The following is a 17,778-nucleotide window of genomic DNA, read 5'->3' as shown; positions in this document are numbered from 1 at the left end:
ATTCGTAACAATCAAGATGAGAATTCATAATAATATAACAAAAACACTAACAAATATGATGACTATGACAGTTGCATTAAGAATGCCATTCTACATAATACAGGAGCAAATACAGGATTAATTCTTAATGTTGATCCTACAAAAGAAGAATCTAAGAAATTAAGTGTTGGTGTAATGGATTACAACCCATCATCATTGACGGTTGTTGCTATTGCAACTCCTGCTACTGTAAAAGAAGCAAATACACTGGGTTCTGGAACGAAAACAAATATCACAACTGTTGTAGTTAGTGAAGATACATTTAGTAAAGTAAAAGCAGAGGTAAATTCAATTACTTATGCTTCTCAAGATCCAACAATTGCGACAGTAAGTTCAACTGGTGAAGTAACGGGTGTAAAAGCAGGTACTACAAAAATTGTTGTAACTGCTACAGATATGTTTGGTAATACAATAACTAAAGAAGTAGATATTACAGTTAACTCAAACAAATTGCCAGAATTAACATTATCTACAGCAACAGCTACTCTTGAAGTAGGAGATGCATTTGATCCACGTTCATACATTACAAGTGCTACAGATGTTGAAGATACTGCATTAGCTACAAGCGATGTAGTAATTACAAACTTAACTGATGCATTGGTTGATAAAAATAACAAATTAAATGATACTGGATCATTCACATTGAAATATAAAGTTACAGATAGTGATGGTAATAGTGTAGAGAAACAAATTGCATTTACTGTTGAAGATAAAACAGTCCCTACATTTACAACATCAACAAAAGAGTTAATCCTTGAATTAGGAGCAGCTGATAAGTATACAGTTGCGGATGTTGCAGCGTTGTTAAGTGATGTTGTGATTGATGACAATAATCCAAACTCATTACCTATGACAATTCAAGCGAAAAACTTTGGTGATATTAAACAAGATGAAGTTGATACAGTAGGTAAAAAAGTAGTATTCTTTGTTACAGATGCAGCAGGATTAGAAACTAAACAAGAAGTACTTGTGAAAGTTGAAGATACAACTGCTCCTACATTTGATGTAGAAAACAAAACAGTAACAATTGAAGCTAGTGAAAACATTGATTTAGATGCGTTTGTTACTAAATACTTAGGTACTATTACAAACACAGATAACGATAAAGCATATGCTGGACAAATTGAGTCAACTGCATTTGCAAGTCTAGATCAAACAAAAGTAGATAAAACAGGAAAAGATATTATCTTAACTGTAAAAGATGCTTCAAACAATCCATCTAGCGTAACTGTAAAAGTTAAGGTAGGAGATACACAAGCACCTACATTATCTAAAACTAAAGATGACTACGTATTGGAAGTTGGAAAAACTATTGGTTTAGCTGATTTAATTAGTGCATCTGGTGTTACAGCAAGTGACAATGATAAAGGATCTACACTAGAAATTAAATCAGACAACTTTACAAAACTAAAACAAGATGAAGTTAACAAAAACGGTACAACTGTTATTCTTTATGTAGCTGACAATTCAGGTTACAAAGCAACTACTGATGTAGTTGTGAAAGTTGTTGATACAACTGATCCAAAATTCACAATCGAGAAAAATAAAGCAAGATTGGAATTAGGAAAGAACTCAACACTTCAAGATGTAATTGATCAACTTGGAACAATTACAAAATCAGATAATGATCTAGCATCTACAAATAGCATGGATATTACATCTGCTGAATTTGGAAGTATTAATTTAGATGAACCAAGTGTTACAACTATTTATGTAACTGTGACTGATAAATCTGGAAACTTTACATCACTTCCAGTTGAATTAACGGTATCTGATACTACAAAACCAACATTCGATGTTGAGAAAAAAGATATTACAATTGAAGCGGGTGTTGTAACTACAGCTGCTGAATTAGAATCACTACTTGGAAAAATTACAATCGAAGATAATGATCCAGCGATGGTGAAAACAATTGATTACTCTGATTTTGCTAAAGTTGATCAAACTCGTGTTGATAAAGTAGGAAAAGATGTTACGTTAACTGTAACAGACCCAACAGGTAACAAAAAATCAGTAACAATTAAAGTGAAAGTTGAAGATACAACTGTACCTACATTAACAGTAGATACTAAAGAATATGTATTAGAAGTAGGAGATACAATTACTCTTGCTGATTTAACTACAGCATTAAATGCAGTATCTAATGATAATGATGAAGGTTCTAAACCACTTGAAGTTAAATCTGCTGACTTTAAAGATTTAAAACAAGGTGTAGTTAATGAAGATGGTACAAAAGTAACATTATATGTTGAAGATAAAGCTGGACTAACAGCAACTGTAGAGGTAACTGTAAAAGTTGTTGATACAACTGATCCAGAATTTACAATTGAAAATGATGAAGCAAGATTAGAATTATCAAGTGATTCAACACTTCAAGATGTACTTGACCAACTTGGAACAATCACAAAGTCAGATAATGACCCAGCATCTACTGATGACCTAGAAATCACATCAGTTGATTTCAAAGATATTGATTTAGATGTAGTGGATGAAACAGGAACAGTGATTACATTAACTGTAACTGACAAAACAGGAAACTCTACATCACTTTCAGTTACTGTAACAGTAACAGATACAACAGATCCAACGTTTGAAGTTGAAAATGAAACTGTTGAATTTGAAGTGAATACAGAAGTAACTTATGAAGATTTCTTAAAAGCAGTAAATGTTACAAAAGCTGAAGATAATGATGTCTTAGCAGATGTAAACGTAAAAGCTACAAACTTTGCTGACTTAGATACAAGTGTAATCAAAGATGGAACGGTAATTACATTATATGTAACTGATCCAACAGGAAATACAACATCAATTGATATTACAGTAAATGTAATTGATACAACTGCACCAGTTGTTGATAGTGACTTAGTAACTATTTCATATCGTGCAGAAAGCGAAGTAACTGAAGCAGAATTCTTCGAACAAATCGGATTAGTAGTAAGTGATAATTCATTATTAGCACCAACTGTTACTTCTGACTTTGCTAAAGTTGACTTCAACCCTGAAGATTTAAAAGAAATTAAACCATTCCTTGTAACAATTACAGTAACTGATTCAGTTGATAATGTTACAACTAAAACAGTACAAGTGAATATCGTGAGAAAAGCACTTTACTATATTGAAGGAAATGACATTACATTAGAAATGAGTGAATTAACTTCACACATTGAAGATGGAACAGTTGAAGCATTTATTATTAATAAAGCAGGAGCGAAAGCTTGGAAAGATGATTATTTAGATGGAATTACAGATTTACCTGTATACATCAAAAACATGGATGCTTTAAAAAATGCAAAAGCTGGAGAAGATGTAATTCTTGACTTAGTATTAACAAGTCCTACTTCTGCTAAAGCAGCAAGAATGCTTGTTAGTGAAGAAGATCTTGAAGTTGTTGTTGGACAAGTGAAAGTAACAATCAAAGAAGAAGTAAAAGCAAATCCATCAACACCAGGTAAAGATAAAGACAAAGATACATCAGGTGATCCTGCAACAGGAGTTAATTTATCATCAACAATTAATGAAATGATGGCATTACTATTAATCTCTCTTGCTGGTATTGCAATCTTCACAAGAAGAAGACGTACAAACAAATAGTCATTTAACATAGATCCTATACTAACTATGTATGATGAATGGTGATATTCACCAATACCCAAAAGGTTGGCACTAGTGTCAACCTTTTATTGGATTTGTAATACAAATATGGAGATTATAAAGTTTTTGTGAAGTGCGTGTCAGCAAGAGTTGATAATCCGAACATTACGCAACAAATCATCATTATTCTCACTGAAATACAATTGAGTGCATTGGCGAGGATATTTATGATTTATATAGTGGGGTTGCAAATGAGAGAATTTGTTTACTGTATGTGTAAAAAATTCTATTGTTGGCAAGTAGAACGCATATCGAAAAGTGTGTGTATGTAGATGATAGTTCGATGTATTATCTAGGAAAGGAAAGAAGAAATGAAACGAACGCAAAGTAGTTTTATTCGCAAGCTATTTACGGTAGCAATTATTATGTTTGTGGTAATAGGGCAAGTAAGTAACTATTCAGTAATGGGTAAAGCGAATGAGGAAGTGGTTGAAGAGAATCCACAAGAAGAAGGTACTCCAGAAAATGGAAGTACTCTTGGTGAATCGGAAACAGCAGAAGAGATTGTTATAGTGGAGGAAGAAATAGTTGATGAACCAATAGAAATTCCAGCACTAGAAGATGAGATAAAAGAATATGAAGAAAAGACGGATGCACAAGATTCATCACAAAGTGAAAACAATGTAGAAGAATCAAAAGAAGGTGCAAAAGTTAAACAAGTCAACACGGGTGATGTGGCTAGAAAAGTTCAACCAAGAACTGGGGTTGTAGCAGAAGCTGATAGTGTATTAACATATACATTTTCAACAGATGGTACTAAGACAGCAACAGTAACGGGAACAAAAGATGCTGCATATGCTGGAGATTTGGTGATTCCATCAAAAGTTTTAGCAACAACAGATGGTGAAGAATATACAGTAACTAAAATTGGTGCGATGGCCTTCTATAAAGATACTGGAAGGACTTTTACTGGAAGCCTTGTATTTCCTTCAACAATTACTGAAATTGAAGACTATGCATTTACTCTTGTAAATGGATTTACAGGAGACATCGTAATTCCTAGTACAGTGAAGAAAGTTGGAGACTATGCATTTTATTGTTTTGGTAGTTATAAAAAGCCGATTAATGGGAACGTGACAGTAAATAGTGAAACGATATCTGAGCAAGCATTTTATGGCAGCGTTTTTACAGGTTCATTAACTATTGGTCCTGAGGTAAAGGATATTGGTGAGTATAGTTTTAGCTATACAGGGTTTACAGGAGATTTTGTTCTTCCTAGTACAGTAACTTTAGTCAATAAGTACGCATTTTATTATTTTGGGTATTATGGGAAGGTGCAAAATGTTGATATAAATTGTTCACTTCCAAAGTCAAATGTCTTTCAAAGTGCAAATATCAATGGAAAAGTGACCTTTGGGCCAAACGTAGCGTATATTGGAACAGAGGCTTTTCGCCAAGTGAAAAACGCTACAGGAGATTTAGTACTACCTTCCACAGTTAAAGGTGTTGGAACGTACGCGTTTAGAGAGTTTGGAGTTAATGGAAAACCAGGAAACTTAACAGTAAATTGTGATTTGTCTAAACCAGCTGTTTTTTATCGTAGTGGATTTACAGGTGCGTTAACGATTGGTGAAAGTGTAAAAACTATTGAAACGCAAAGTTTCTATCAGGCAACAGGGTTTACAGGAGATTTAGTGCTTCCTTCAACTCTTAGTTTAGTAAAATCATGGGCGTTCTATCAATTTGGAACAGTTGGAAGACCAAACAATTTAACAGTAAACTGTAATCTTGATGAAACTGCCGTGTTTCAAGAAAGTGGATTTACAGGAACACTAACAATTGGTAACTCTGTAAAGACTCTTGCAAAGCAATCGTTCAGAGGGGCAACGTCATTTAGTGGAGACTTAGTTTTACCTGAGACTTTGACATATGTTGGAGAGTTTGCATTTGAAAAATTTGGAACAGTTGGAAGTCTAAACAATTTAACAGTAAACTGTAATCTTGATGAAATTGCCGCGTTTCGAGAAAGTGGATTTACAGGAACATTAACGCTTGGAAATGCAGTAAAAACAATTGGGCATTATGCATTTGCAATGACAAAGTTTACTGGGGATTTGGCATTACCTTCTAGTATAGAGTATGTCGGAGAAGCAGCGTTTCATCAGTTTGGTAAAAATGCGACAGTTAAACCACGAAACTTATTTGTAGATTGTGACTTGACAGAAAGATCCATCTTTTATGAAAGCGGGTTTACTGGAACTTTGTCCTTCGGTGAAAATGTTGAACATATTTCAGGAATATATATTTTTGCATTTTGTGATTTCACTGGAGAACTAGTTATTCCAGAAACAATAAAAACTTTCCATGGACGTGCGTATGAGGGATGTTTGGGTATATCTAATGTTATTCATAAAAAATTAATGACATTAACAGGAAGCCTTCCAGATGTTAATACACCTCCGGTTGGATATCCTGAGGTTAGTGGATATGAAAGTACTGCGCAAAACTATAGTGGAGATGTAATGCTGCAGTCTTCTGCGAAGTGGACAAATGATGCTTTAAATGAAGCAGAACTTCGTGTGGATTTTGCACGTTCTAAATTAAATACGAGACTAGATTATGTATTCGTGCTCGATTATAGTGATTCTATGCTAGTTCCAAAAAACATTTCGGGTACAGATGATAAGTATCCTAGATCATTAATTATGGAAGATATTTTATCTGATGCATATGATATGATTTTGGAAAAAAATGGTGAAGGATACGACAATAGAATCGCTTTAACAGCTTTTGGAACAGATTCATTATGGAGTACAGATGGATTCCTTGAAGATGGAGATGCGTTAAGAGCAGAAAAAAGAACGTTGATTGAAAGTAATTATACAAATTACTCGGAAGGTTTGCTTGCGGCAAAAGAATTGATTGATAATAGAGAAGATACAAGTAGAGAAGCAGTTATTATTTTCATAACTGATGGAATTCCAAATGTTAAGTTAGAAGATGGAACAAAACTTCCAAAAGAAGAATGTGATGGTGTGGCTGAAGCTGCAATTTTACGTGATGCAGGTGTCAGGGTATATCCTCTTGGTATTGCTTCAATTGAAGCAGAATACGAAAAGAACTTGAAAGATATTTCATTTGATAACGAAACATTCTATCTTGCAAAAGATGACAACGAATTTACAGAACTTCTATCAGAAGCGATTCAGTATATTAATGAAGATGAACTTCCGATTACATCTCAAGTAGAAGTGGATTTATCAAAATACTTTGACTTCTTGAGTGGTACAGATGCTGATATAGATGTTCTTACTGAAAATAGTTCAGCAAGAATTGAAGGAAATAAACTGATTTGGGATATCGTTGAAGCTAAAAGTGGTACAGTAAATTCAGTTACAGTACAACTAAAACTAAGGGATGGAAAAGAAGATGCAACGGGTAATCTTCCAGTAACTGCTAGTGTTGTTGGAGATAAAATAGCTGCAAAAAATCATCCGAAATTAAATAGATACTATGCATATCATGAATTTGTAAGTGTTACAAAAGGAAAAGAACTTCCTGAAAGTATTAAGAATATGGCGCCAGAAGCATTAGGTGCATTTAGAACAGGAACAACAGTACACGCTACAGAATTTAGTAGTGATCCGATTGTAATCGGAGAAGACCGTTGGATATTCCAAGGGTGGAGTACAACTAGTACAACGCTTGAAAACAGTAACTATATTTTTGCTGGTGCATGGAAGTGCGAGCGTGATGATTACCAGGTTGTATTTGAAAAAGGTGACAGTGGTATTTTGGTTGGCGATGATAATAAGGAAGCGGTAACAATTGATGAGCGTGTGTTATTCAACACATCTGTCTCATATGTTCCAGTTGTAAAGCCAAACGAAAGATACAAGTTTGTAGGTTGGTTGCTTAAAGGAACTGAAGATGTATACAGTAGTGAGAAAGTTAAACAAATGTTGATCACAGAAGATGTAACATTTATTGCACAATATGAGAAACTACCAGAAGACAGTAAACCTAATGTTGCAACTAGCAACACAGTGAATTCAGGAGATACTACTGATGTAAACGTGTATTTGTTGCTTGGACTAGTAGCAGTACTTGCTCTAGGTGGATTTGGATGGAGTAAAATAAAACGTTCTAAAAAATAACAATAGAGTGAATAAAGATAATGAAATGTGGGGTGTATACAGTAGTGTATACCTCGCATTTTCAATTAAGTAGAAGTTATGGTTCATAAAACACATAAAACAAACAAGAAAAAACTTGTTTGTCAGCGATTATCTTTATACACTTATGATGTTGGAGTCTAGATTTCTAGACATAGAGATAGAGATAGAAATGAAGAGAGGAACATAAAATGAAAAAGATTATAAGTGTTGCACTTGCAGTGGTTATTGCATTTGCAGCGATTTTCACTGTTGAACAGCAATCAATACGAGCAAGTGCTGATGTGATTAAAACATCAGACTATAGTGCTAGCAGTGTGTTTAATTATAGAAGTGTATCAGGAGGGATAGAGATTACCTCTTTGAACAAAAGTTGGTACATTTCGGTTGCTGGTAGTGAATCTACCCTAAAAGATGTGGAACTAACAATTCCAGATGAAATTAATGGTTCGAAAGTAGTGTCTATAGGTTCGTTTGCATTTGCAAGAAATGGAAGCGTTCCAGGTTGGACTGGCTCATACATGCCATATACAATTACAAAGACAGATATGACACAACCAACAAAATTAACTACAATCAACTCAAGCGCGTTTAATGCACAGTATCAAATGACATCTTTAGAGATGTCGGATAGCGTGACAACATTACAAACAAAAGCCTTGCATCAAACTGGTTTGAAGCAAATTACTCTGTCAGATAATATTACGTTTATTGGCGAGTTAGCATTAGGTTCCATTGGTGCAGTAGAATATATAAAGGTCAACGGAAAAACCACAACTTCAGCCATTACTTTACCGTCTAAATTGGTGACAATCGGTAATAACGCATTTTCTTTTCAGATGATACAAGATGGAAGTTCAGTGTTTTTTGCGATTCCAAGTACAGTTACTTCTGTGGGAAATGAAGCGTTTAAAATAAATACGATTAGTCCATTCAAAAGTGTTCAAATCATAAGTGAAACAGTTGGGGCTTCCTATACATCTACATCTTTTAATATAAGCGGTACGAGTTCTTCTGCGGTTGCAAACAGCATGGTTGTTTTTTCAAATAAGTCTGAGTTTGATAGAGTAAATGCGCTTTCAGGAACTGATGCAAATTTAAAGAAGCAATTTACATATGAAGTAGAACTTCAAGCACAAGATACAAATGGAACAGTACTAAGTAGCGAAAAGAAACTATATAATCAATCACTTCAGTATACGAAAAATACAACAACTTCTTTTTGGGAAGTCAACACAGCGTATACATTACCTTCGCTTGATGGTGTAACACTATCAGCTGGATATCAAGCGAAGTGGTTATATAAGGACACAGCAAAAAAAGTAGAAACGACAGATATATTATCTGGGACATATCTTGATGCAGCTGGAGTTGTAGCTCTAACGCCTGGAGTGTATCCAATCGAACCTGTAATTAAGCCTACGGTAAATGGTCAAATTGTTGACGCAATAGGAACAGGAAATATTACATATGATCTTAATGTTCAATTACAAAATGGAAATCAGAAAGTTGGAGTCGACGTTTATCATCCACTTCTTTTGAGTGAGTCTGGAAGTTTAACAGGTGGATATGTTGAGTTTGAATATTACTGGATAGATATTCAAACAGTTGCAATGGGTGGTTCGTGTTTCTTAACGAATGGTACTCGTAACTATGATTATACTGATGGGTTTAGTAAACTAACAAAAATAAACGAAATTAAAATACGTAGTGAGCAGGATCTAAGAAGTTTTAGACAAGTGACACAAACATGTTCTGGAGACGAATTTTATCGAGTAGCTATACGTGGAACGTATTATGATGGAAGTGGTGCAAAAGAAGTATTCTATAATGCAGGTACGGGAAGTATAGGTGGCAATACAGTAGGAAATACTACCAATACACATTTTGATTTAATGGTATACGATCAAGTAGTAGTTGCTGATATTACATATGATTTGAATGGTGGAAATATTGCAGGTTCTGAAGCAGATGTAAAATGGACACAAGTGACAGACTATGAAACTTTAGGTGATTATGAAACTGCAATGAATCCAACTCCAGACTACAAACAAGTAATAAGAGAAGGTTATCGTTTAGTGGGATGGGAAGATAAAGCATATGGAGCAATTATTTACCCAAAAGCAATGGACAAACAACCAATTGTTGGTAATAAAACATATACAGCTGTTTGGGAGAAAAACGGAACGGCGACAGTCATATTTAACTATGATGGTGGAATTGATGATAATGATGAGAAGATTACAATTGTAAGTGGTGAACCAAATGAAACCTATACAGTTCCTTCAGTTACGAAGGAAGGTTATGAATTCATCGGTTGGAATGTAGAGCCAACTAAGAAATTTGGTGATGCAGGAAGTACAACAATTTACACAGCACAATGGAAACGATTATCATATAACGTAACATTCAAACAAGGAGATAATGGTACACTCAGCAATAAAACGGGAGATACGGCCTCTACAGTATCAGAAAAAGTAAAAATTAGTGATACAGTCACGTTTGTGCCAGGTGTTACGGCAAATACAAATTATGAATTTGTTGGTTGGAAACACGCGGGCACTGGGAAAATCTATTCTAATGAAGCGATTGAGAAATACAACGTAACTGAAGATGTGACATTCACTGCAGTATATAAAGAAATAGATAATGCAACAGTTATCTTTAACTACAATGGTGGATTAGATGATGACTCAAAATTCATGAAGACAATCAATGGAAAACCAGGGACAGCATATGCTACACCAGTTCCAACAAGAACAGGTTATGAATTTGATGGATGGAATGAAACTCCAACATTAGTGTTTGGTGAAGCAAATAGTATAAGTATTTATCATGCACAGTGGACACCAATTTCATACAAAGTTACCTTTGAAAAAGGAGAACATGGTGTACTAACAAATGAAGCAAATGATACTGTTGATACAGTGGAAACAAGGGTAGTATACAAAGAAAAAATTACCTTTGTTCCATCAGTGACATCTGATGCTTCATACAAGTTTGTTGGTTGGTCAAAAGATGGAAGTGAAATATTATACACAAGTGATGAAGTTAACGATCTAAAAGTCACAGGTAATGTGGTATTTACTGCAATTTATGAAGAGATTGGCGAAGTAACAGTTATCTTTGATTATAAAGGTGGAGTTGACGATAACTTAGAATATATGAGTGTAATCGTTGGGAAACCAGGAACAGCGTATATATCACCTTCAATCATAAAAGACGGCTATACGTTTGCTGGGTGGGATAAACAGCCTACATTAGTATTTGGCAGTGCTGGTAGCACAAGTGTTTATACAGCAATTTGGGAAACATCATCTCTTGAAGTAACATTCCTACCAGGTGAATATGGAGATATGTTTGATGCGGACGATGCAAAAATTGATACATATGCAGAAGACGTGAAATATCAAGATACAGTAACATATGTGCCGGAGATTAAAGTATACGAGGGACATACATTTAAAGGATGGTCTTTAAATGGTTCAAGTACGTTATATGCTAGTGAAGATATTGCAAAAATGAAGATTACAAAAAATTCTGAATTTGTTGCGCAGTATGAAGAAGTAGACAATGCAACGGTAATCTTTATGTACGATGGTGGAGTTGATTCACAAGGAGCATTTGGAAGTTACGTAGAAGGAAAACCTGGAAAAGCTTATGAGGTTCCAGAAGTAACGAAAAAAGGATTCGCATTTACAGGATGGGATGTAGAACCTACAAAAGTCTTTGGAAAAGCAGGTAGTACAACTGTTTATACAGCAACATGGAGTGCAGATGAACTGCTTGTCGTGTTTGAACAAGGAGAACAAGGAATCTTAGTAGATGCTTCTGGTAATACAACAAATACGATGAACGAACAAGTAGTATTTGGAAATCAAGTGTCCTATGTTCCATCAGTAAAGAGTAATGAAAACTATGAACATATTGGATGGTCGATGAATGGATCGTCAAGTGTATATTCAAGCGAAGATATCGCAAAAATGAATATGGAAGAAAGCACAACATTCACAGCGGTATATCGTAAAATAGATGTTTGTAATAGTCTGCCAAATGAAGGTGGTAATACACCAGATAAACCAAGTGCTAATTTACCATCAAAAGATTCAAAACCAAATGGAAGTGCTAATTCAAATCAAACACCAAATTCAAAACCATCAATTGAAACTGGTGATACAAGTAGTGCATCGAAATTATTGCTTACGCTATTTATGGCAGCAGTTAGTGTTGCGTTATTAATACGGAATAAGGTGCGATCACTTTATAAGACTGAAAATTAGTTTATAAGACTTGCGAATAGACGCAATGAATCAACGTCTATACGTAAGTCTTTTTTTGCGAAAATCGATAAAATAAGTTGGAAAAAATGAATCTAGAATTCATCATTCGTTATCGTTGACAGTTTATATATAATAATTTTAAAATGTAAACATAACTTAGGTAAGGGGCTATGAATTAAAAAATATTTATTATGAATTAATTGTATGGATTGTTCAAAAAATGCGTTAAAAGACACAGAAATAACGTTGAGTAAAAACGAGAGAATCGATATAGTTATTCTATATGATTTTCGTTAATTAATTATGTTTAATAAACTTATTCGAGAATGAATAATGAAATGAAGGGAAAATAAATGAGCGAATTGAAAACAAAGAAAATGAAAAATACATCGACAAAGCACAAAGTGTTGACGATTGTAGGAATTATTATGAGTATCATCTTAATTCCGATATTGATTATCAATGTGACATTAATAGTTAAGAGTTATACAGAACCGGAAAAAGTACCAAGTATTGGTGGAATAGCACCAATGATTGTGTTAACGGATTCGATGTACCCTGAGATTCAATCAGGTGATTTAATTATCTGTAATGTGACAGATGCGAAGAAAGTTAAAGTAGGAGATATTATTACTTACTTTGATCCAAAAAGCGAAAAAAATGCAGTTGTAACTCACCGTGTAGTTGAAATACAAGATGTAGAAGGGAAATTGGCATTTATCACAAAAGGGGATGCCAATAATACAAATGATGCAGATCCAATACCAGAACAAAACTTAGTTGGAATTTATGATTTCCGTATTGGTGGTGCAGGGAACATTGCAATGTTTATGCAAACAACACAAGGTTTGATTGTCTGTGTTGTTGTTCCATTATTCTTACTTGTCGGATATGACATCTTTAGAAGAAAAGGTTTTGAAAAAGCAAGTGCTAATGAAACTGAAGCACTTTTAGCAGAACTAGAAAAGCTAAAAGCAGAACAATCTAAAGAAGATAAGTAATTAGTGTGGTTTCACCTGTTTTGCTCCACAACAAAACAGTGAAATATATAGTTTAAAGAGTAAAGGATGTATGTTTAATAGGAGGAAAAAAGATTAGATGAACAATTTGAAAACGAAAAAAGAATTAAAAAAGAATAAATCGATGCGTCTTGCATCAGGATTATTAGTTGTTACATTATTAACAACAGCGATTGTAAGTGGAACTTTCGCAAAATACACTACAACAGCAGTTGGTGAAAATACTGCACGTGTTGCTAAATGGGGTGTTGTGATGACCGCTGACAATAATATCTTTGGAACAGACTACAAAGATGCAGCGAATGGAAATACAATTACAACTGATGTAACTGATAACTCGATTAGTGTATCAGCATTAGCTAACTCTGATAAGACTAGAGATAATGTACTGGCACCAGGAACAAAAAATGATACGTTTAATTTGAATTTAACAGGAACACCAGAGGTTGATGGTGTTATTACTGGAGAATTGAAAACACAAAATTTCCGTATTCGAGGTGATAAGTATTTTCAAATGAAAAAAACAAGTATATCTACAGAAGCGGAGTATAAAGCGTATTCAGGCGAATATGATTTATATGTTCTTAGAGATAGCGATAGTTACTATGCGAAAACAAATGGATACACAAAAGATGGTGATGTTTTTTATGAAGCTGTAGAAATTGCAAACTTGGAAAAATCAGATGGAAACGCAGGTCCAGACTATTATCCGATTACATTTAAAATGACGAACCAAGATGGAACAGATTGGAATGGATTTACAAACCCTACAGGGGCGAGTGCATACCAACAAGATACGCTAGAACTGATTGCAAATAAGTTTAACGCTGTTTATAAGACTTCAGGTGTAAATTTTGAATCAGGTACTGACCTAAGCCAAGCTGCATTGCCTAAAATCACATGGGAGTGGGCATTTACACATGACGATTCAACTACAAACGGAAAATACGATAAAGTAGATACCATGATTGGAAATGTAATGGCAGCAAATAGAGGAGATACTGATTTTGATGTAAATTGCTTTGCTTCAACAGGATTTAATGGGATGCAAGGTGAGTTTATGAAAGAAAAAGGATTAGACGGTGCATATTTAGGGAAACCATTTGGTCCATCATCATTTAAAGTGATGTTTAATTTAAACCTTACTATAACTCAAAGAGACTAGTTTATAGTTTATGTTATATAGCCCTTGGTATGCGCTAAGGGCTATATTTAAAGAAATAGCAAACAATTGACAGATTGTTTGTTGCTTCTTTAAAAGGAGAACTATGCAAAATAGAAAAGGAAAGATTTGGCTATTGGTATGTGTGCTTTTCATCTGTGTTGCAATTACAGTAAGTGTGATAGGAAATCATCTTATTTACATATCACAGATTGAAAAAGAAGCAATTTCATTGTTTCCATCAGTTGCAGTGGAATCTGATGAAACAAACGATGAAGGCGGTAGTTCATCTATTGCAATTACAAACAATGCCAATGGGGTAGGAACACAACAAAATACAGAGGGGATTGAAACCTTTGATAATAAACAAACTTGGTCAACAGAAACAGATGTTGAAATTTTTAAGCTTACATATACAAATGATGATGGAAAAGTAAGCGTAGTAAGTTCAAATGGAGAAGAAGTAATCGCTCCAGGAACAGAAAATGAGTACACCTTTCATATCAAAAATAATGGATCAACTACTGTAAAATATCAAATGACCTGTGAAGTACTAACAAGTCCAAGTGATGTTGATTTCCCTGTAAACATTGCGATGAAAAGTTATACTGGTGACTATCTTTTAGGTAGTGATCAAGGAATGGAGCGTCTAGCAAAGGGCAGTTTTATTCGTGATGAAGCTAGTCTGTATGCTAAAAACTATGCGTATTACACATTGTTTTGGGAATGGCCATTTGAACAAGGTGATGATGACTTTGATACCTATTTAGGCAATCGTGCAGTCGATGAAGACTTAACTGTAACTGTCGTGATTCGTACCTATGCATGGAGTGATGAAAATTCACAAATTGCGGATGGTGGACTACGTAATCCAAACACCGGAGATACAACAAATGTAATGTATTATCTTATGTTAGGTGGAATTGCTGTTGTACTTGTAGCATGCATAATTTGGAAAAAGAAGAAAGATGGAGAACATGATGAAGAGTAGAAAATCACGCATTTTGCGTACACCAATTCTTATCATTGTTGGAATCTATATTGGATTTACTGTGTATTTATATAATGCACAGTCCATCGTAGGTAATGCACTACCAACTCCATTTGGTTATGGTGCATCCGTTGTGTTATCGGGAAGTATGCAACCTGCATTAGAAAAAGATGATCTTATTATCGTGAAAGATACAACAAATGTATCTATTGATGATATTGTGGTGTATCAAGATGGGTATGAACTTATCGTTCATCGTGTTGTAAGTATAGATGAAGATAATATTTACACCAAAGGTGATGCAAATGGAATGGTTGATGATCCAATCACAAAGGAAAACATCAAAGGGAAAGTCATTTGTAGTATTCCTTTTGTTGGAGCGATTATCAATGTGATGAAACATCCACTTGGAACCATAAGCGTATTGTTGTTAGCATTTCTATTATTAGAAATGTCATATGCAAAAGAAAAGCAAATCAAACAAGAGGATCTTGAAACGGTCCGTTTAGAAATAGAAAGATTAAAGCAAGCGAAAGCGGAAAGAGAGGTAAGCAGTGAATTGGATACATAAACATGCAAAAAAACTAGTGGCAATTATACTACTTGCCTCATTAATTGTATTACCCATAACAAGTGGGGTACTTGGTCGGTATGTGACACAAGAAGAAAATCAAAACTCTGCGCGTGTTGCATTATGGGGAACTGTAGCTACAGCTGAAGGTAAATTATTTACAACAAAAGACACGCTTGGTAGAAATATTGTCTTACCAGGAGAAAGTAATGATGATGGACTTCATATATCAATTGATGGAAAACCAGAAGTAGATGGTGAATTGACATATGAATTGAACCAACAAAATATATTCTTAGGAAATGGGTTTTGGGCAATGATGAAACCTGTAGATTTTATGCAATACACATATGTACCACAAACCTACTATGTTTGTGAAAACGATGCATGTACCTTAGATGAAGGTCCATATGATAGTGCAAAAACATACTATATGTTAGAAAATGCAGTACAAGTCACAGAGACTAATGGATATTGGCCAGTTATCTTTACTTTAAAAGGGGAAGGTATTCAAACATTTGACAGTGCACTAAGTACACAAAATTCATTAGGCACAATCAAAGAGCGTATGGATAAAGCACTTATTGATACTACATTTACACCTGGTGAAGATTTAGGAAAACTATACGGACTTAAAAACCAAACGCTTACATGGAAGTGGGATAACTGTATAGATGGTACAAATCTAAATACAATTGATGTACAAGATGGAAGTGCTACGTTGTGTGATGCATGTAAGAAAGATCGAATCTTACAACAACTGATGCAAGAGTATGAGACAAATAATACGTCTGTCTATGTTATGCATGATGCAACAAAAGGGTTTGTAAAACCAAAGGCAGCTACACAAGATGGAAACTATGCAAATAATGATTATCACTTATTTGTGAATTTCGATTTTAAATTATCAATACAACAAGTAGACTAAAGAAACATGGGTAAAACTGTGTTTCTTTTCATGTAAGGAATTATGAAAGGTGAGTATTCCATACTCATTTGAAATATCTCCGTATTCATATATTGGAGAAAAATTGTTAAAAAGAAGGATTTGTAACGTTGTATTATAAGTATATAGATGAGGTGAAAAGATGATAAAACAATTGATTAATGAAATTCAGGATACAATAAAAAATGATGAAAAATTTAAAAGCGAAATAATAAAACTAGTATTTTAATTATTCTAATGCTTGTGCTGAAGGGGTTAGAACAGATTTTTGCAAGTGTAAAGATATGCGAACATGTATTATTGATTATGGATCTTATAATCAAAATGCTTGTTTTAGTAATTTTTGTACTAGTTGTTTATATTGCTTTAAGATACATCGCTAAAATTACGAAGAGAGATATTTTGATTTCTACTACGTGTCTATTGATTTGGATTATTATAAATCTGTTGGATTTGTTTGGGAGAAATGCGGAACTTTATTCTTTGATCTTTTTCACAATAATTGGGGGGTTATTTGGTAGATATAGAGACATTAATTTTCAAACTAAGAAAAATGATATAAGTAAAATACAAAAGTTGAAATTGTCCTCGGAAGAGGAGTATAAGGTATATTATGAAAAAGAAACGTTTGATTTGGTTGGATTGTATTATATCATTGTACTTTTTGTGTTTGTTGCCGAAAAACTAACATATGGTAAGAACTGTCCGCTAGATATAACCATCTACTCACAATTAGAATATTCATTATTGAATGAGCTATCATTTATAATGGATAAGTCCATAAATACGATGTTTTGGGGTATACTTGCTGCTTTCGTTGCGACATTGTTTTGGATTTTCTTGCTTAAGTGTTTCATTGAAAGGAAAAAAGTTATAAAGTAGTTAGTTGGTGTAGTTTTGATCAAGTAGAAAAATGAAAAATATGAATATTTCAATATAGCCTAGTCATAAGACTAGTGGTTTAGTTTTTCTATATTTCCCAGGAAATATAGGTTTGATAATAA

General features: G+C 34.0%; 8 protein-coding genes. All 8 read left to right on the top strand.

All coding sequences use genetic code 11. The annotated features are described in order from the left end of the window. The first annotated feature begins 174 nt into the window (after nt 1-174). The 8 genes from EDD63_RS05570 to EDD63_RS05535 all read left to right on the top strand — a co-directional run bounded on the left by EDD63_RS05570 (nt 175) and on the right by EDD63_RS05535 (nt 16,756). Nucleotides 175-3,630 (top strand): LapB repeat-containing protein, encoded by a 3,456-nt coding sequence (locus tag EDD63_RS05570; RefSeq protein WP_134169322.1) that lies wholly within the window; start codon nt 175-177, stop codon nt 3,628-3,630. Between the two features lie 371 nt (nt 3,631-4,001). Continuing rightward, nucleotides 4,002-7,787, top strand: a complete 3,786-nt coding sequence (locus EDD63_RS05565) for a leucine-rich repeat protein (protein WP_134169320.1) — start codon at nt 4,002-4,004, stop codon at nt 7,785-7,787. A 209-nt stretch (nt 7,788-7,996) separates the two neighbouring features. After that, nucleotides 7,997-12,085 (top strand): InlB B-repeat-containing protein, encoded by a 4,089-nt coding sequence (locus EDD63_RS05560; protein ID WP_134169318.1) that lies wholly within the window; start codon nt 7,997-7,999, stop codon nt 12,083-12,085. A 353-nt stretch (nt 12,086-12,438) separates the two neighbouring features. After that, on the top strand, nt 12,439-13,086 hold the full coding sequence (locus EDD63_RS05555) for a signal peptidase I (RefSeq protein WP_134169316.1): 648 nt from the start codon (nt 12,439-12,441) through the stop codon (nt 13,084-13,086). A 97-nt stretch (nt 13,087-13,183) separates the two neighbouring features. Then, complete coding sequence (locus tag EDD63_RS05550) at nt 13,184-14,269, top strand: hypothetical protein (RefSeq protein WP_134169314.1); 1,086 nt, start codon at nt 13,184-13,186, stop codon at nt 14,267-14,269. A gap of 103 nt (nt 14,270-14,372) precedes the next feature. Beyond that, nucleotides 14,373-15,257 (top strand): LPXTG cell wall anchor domain-containing protein, encoded by an 885-nt coding sequence (locus tag EDD63_RS05545; protein ID WP_134169312.1) that lies wholly within the window; start codon nt 14,373-14,375, stop codon nt 15,255-15,257. Further along, nucleotides 15,247-15,828 (top strand): signal peptidase I, encoded by a 582-nt coding sequence (locus EDD63_RS05540; protein WP_166667555.1) that lies wholly within the window; start codon nt 15,247-15,249, stop codon nt 15,826-15,828. Before EDD63_RS05545 ends, EDD63_RS05540 begins: the two co-directional genes overlap by 11 nt. Continuing rightward, entirely contained in the window at nt 15,812-16,756 is a 945-nt protein-coding gene (locus EDD63_RS05535; protein WP_134169308.1) for a hypothetical protein, read from the top strand. The genes EDD63_RS05540 and EDD63_RS05535 overlap by 17 nt, the downstream gene beginning before the upstream one ends. Nucleotides 16,757-17,778 lie beyond the last annotated feature (1,022 nt).

The sequence above is a fragment of the Breznakia blatticola genome (genome assembly GCF_004365815.1).
Classification (GTDB): domain Bacteria; phylum Bacillota_I; class Bacilli_A; order Erysipelotrichales; family Erysipelotrichaceae; genus Breznakia; species Breznakia blatticola.
This window is presented reverse-complemented; position numbering and strand designations above follow the sequence as displayed.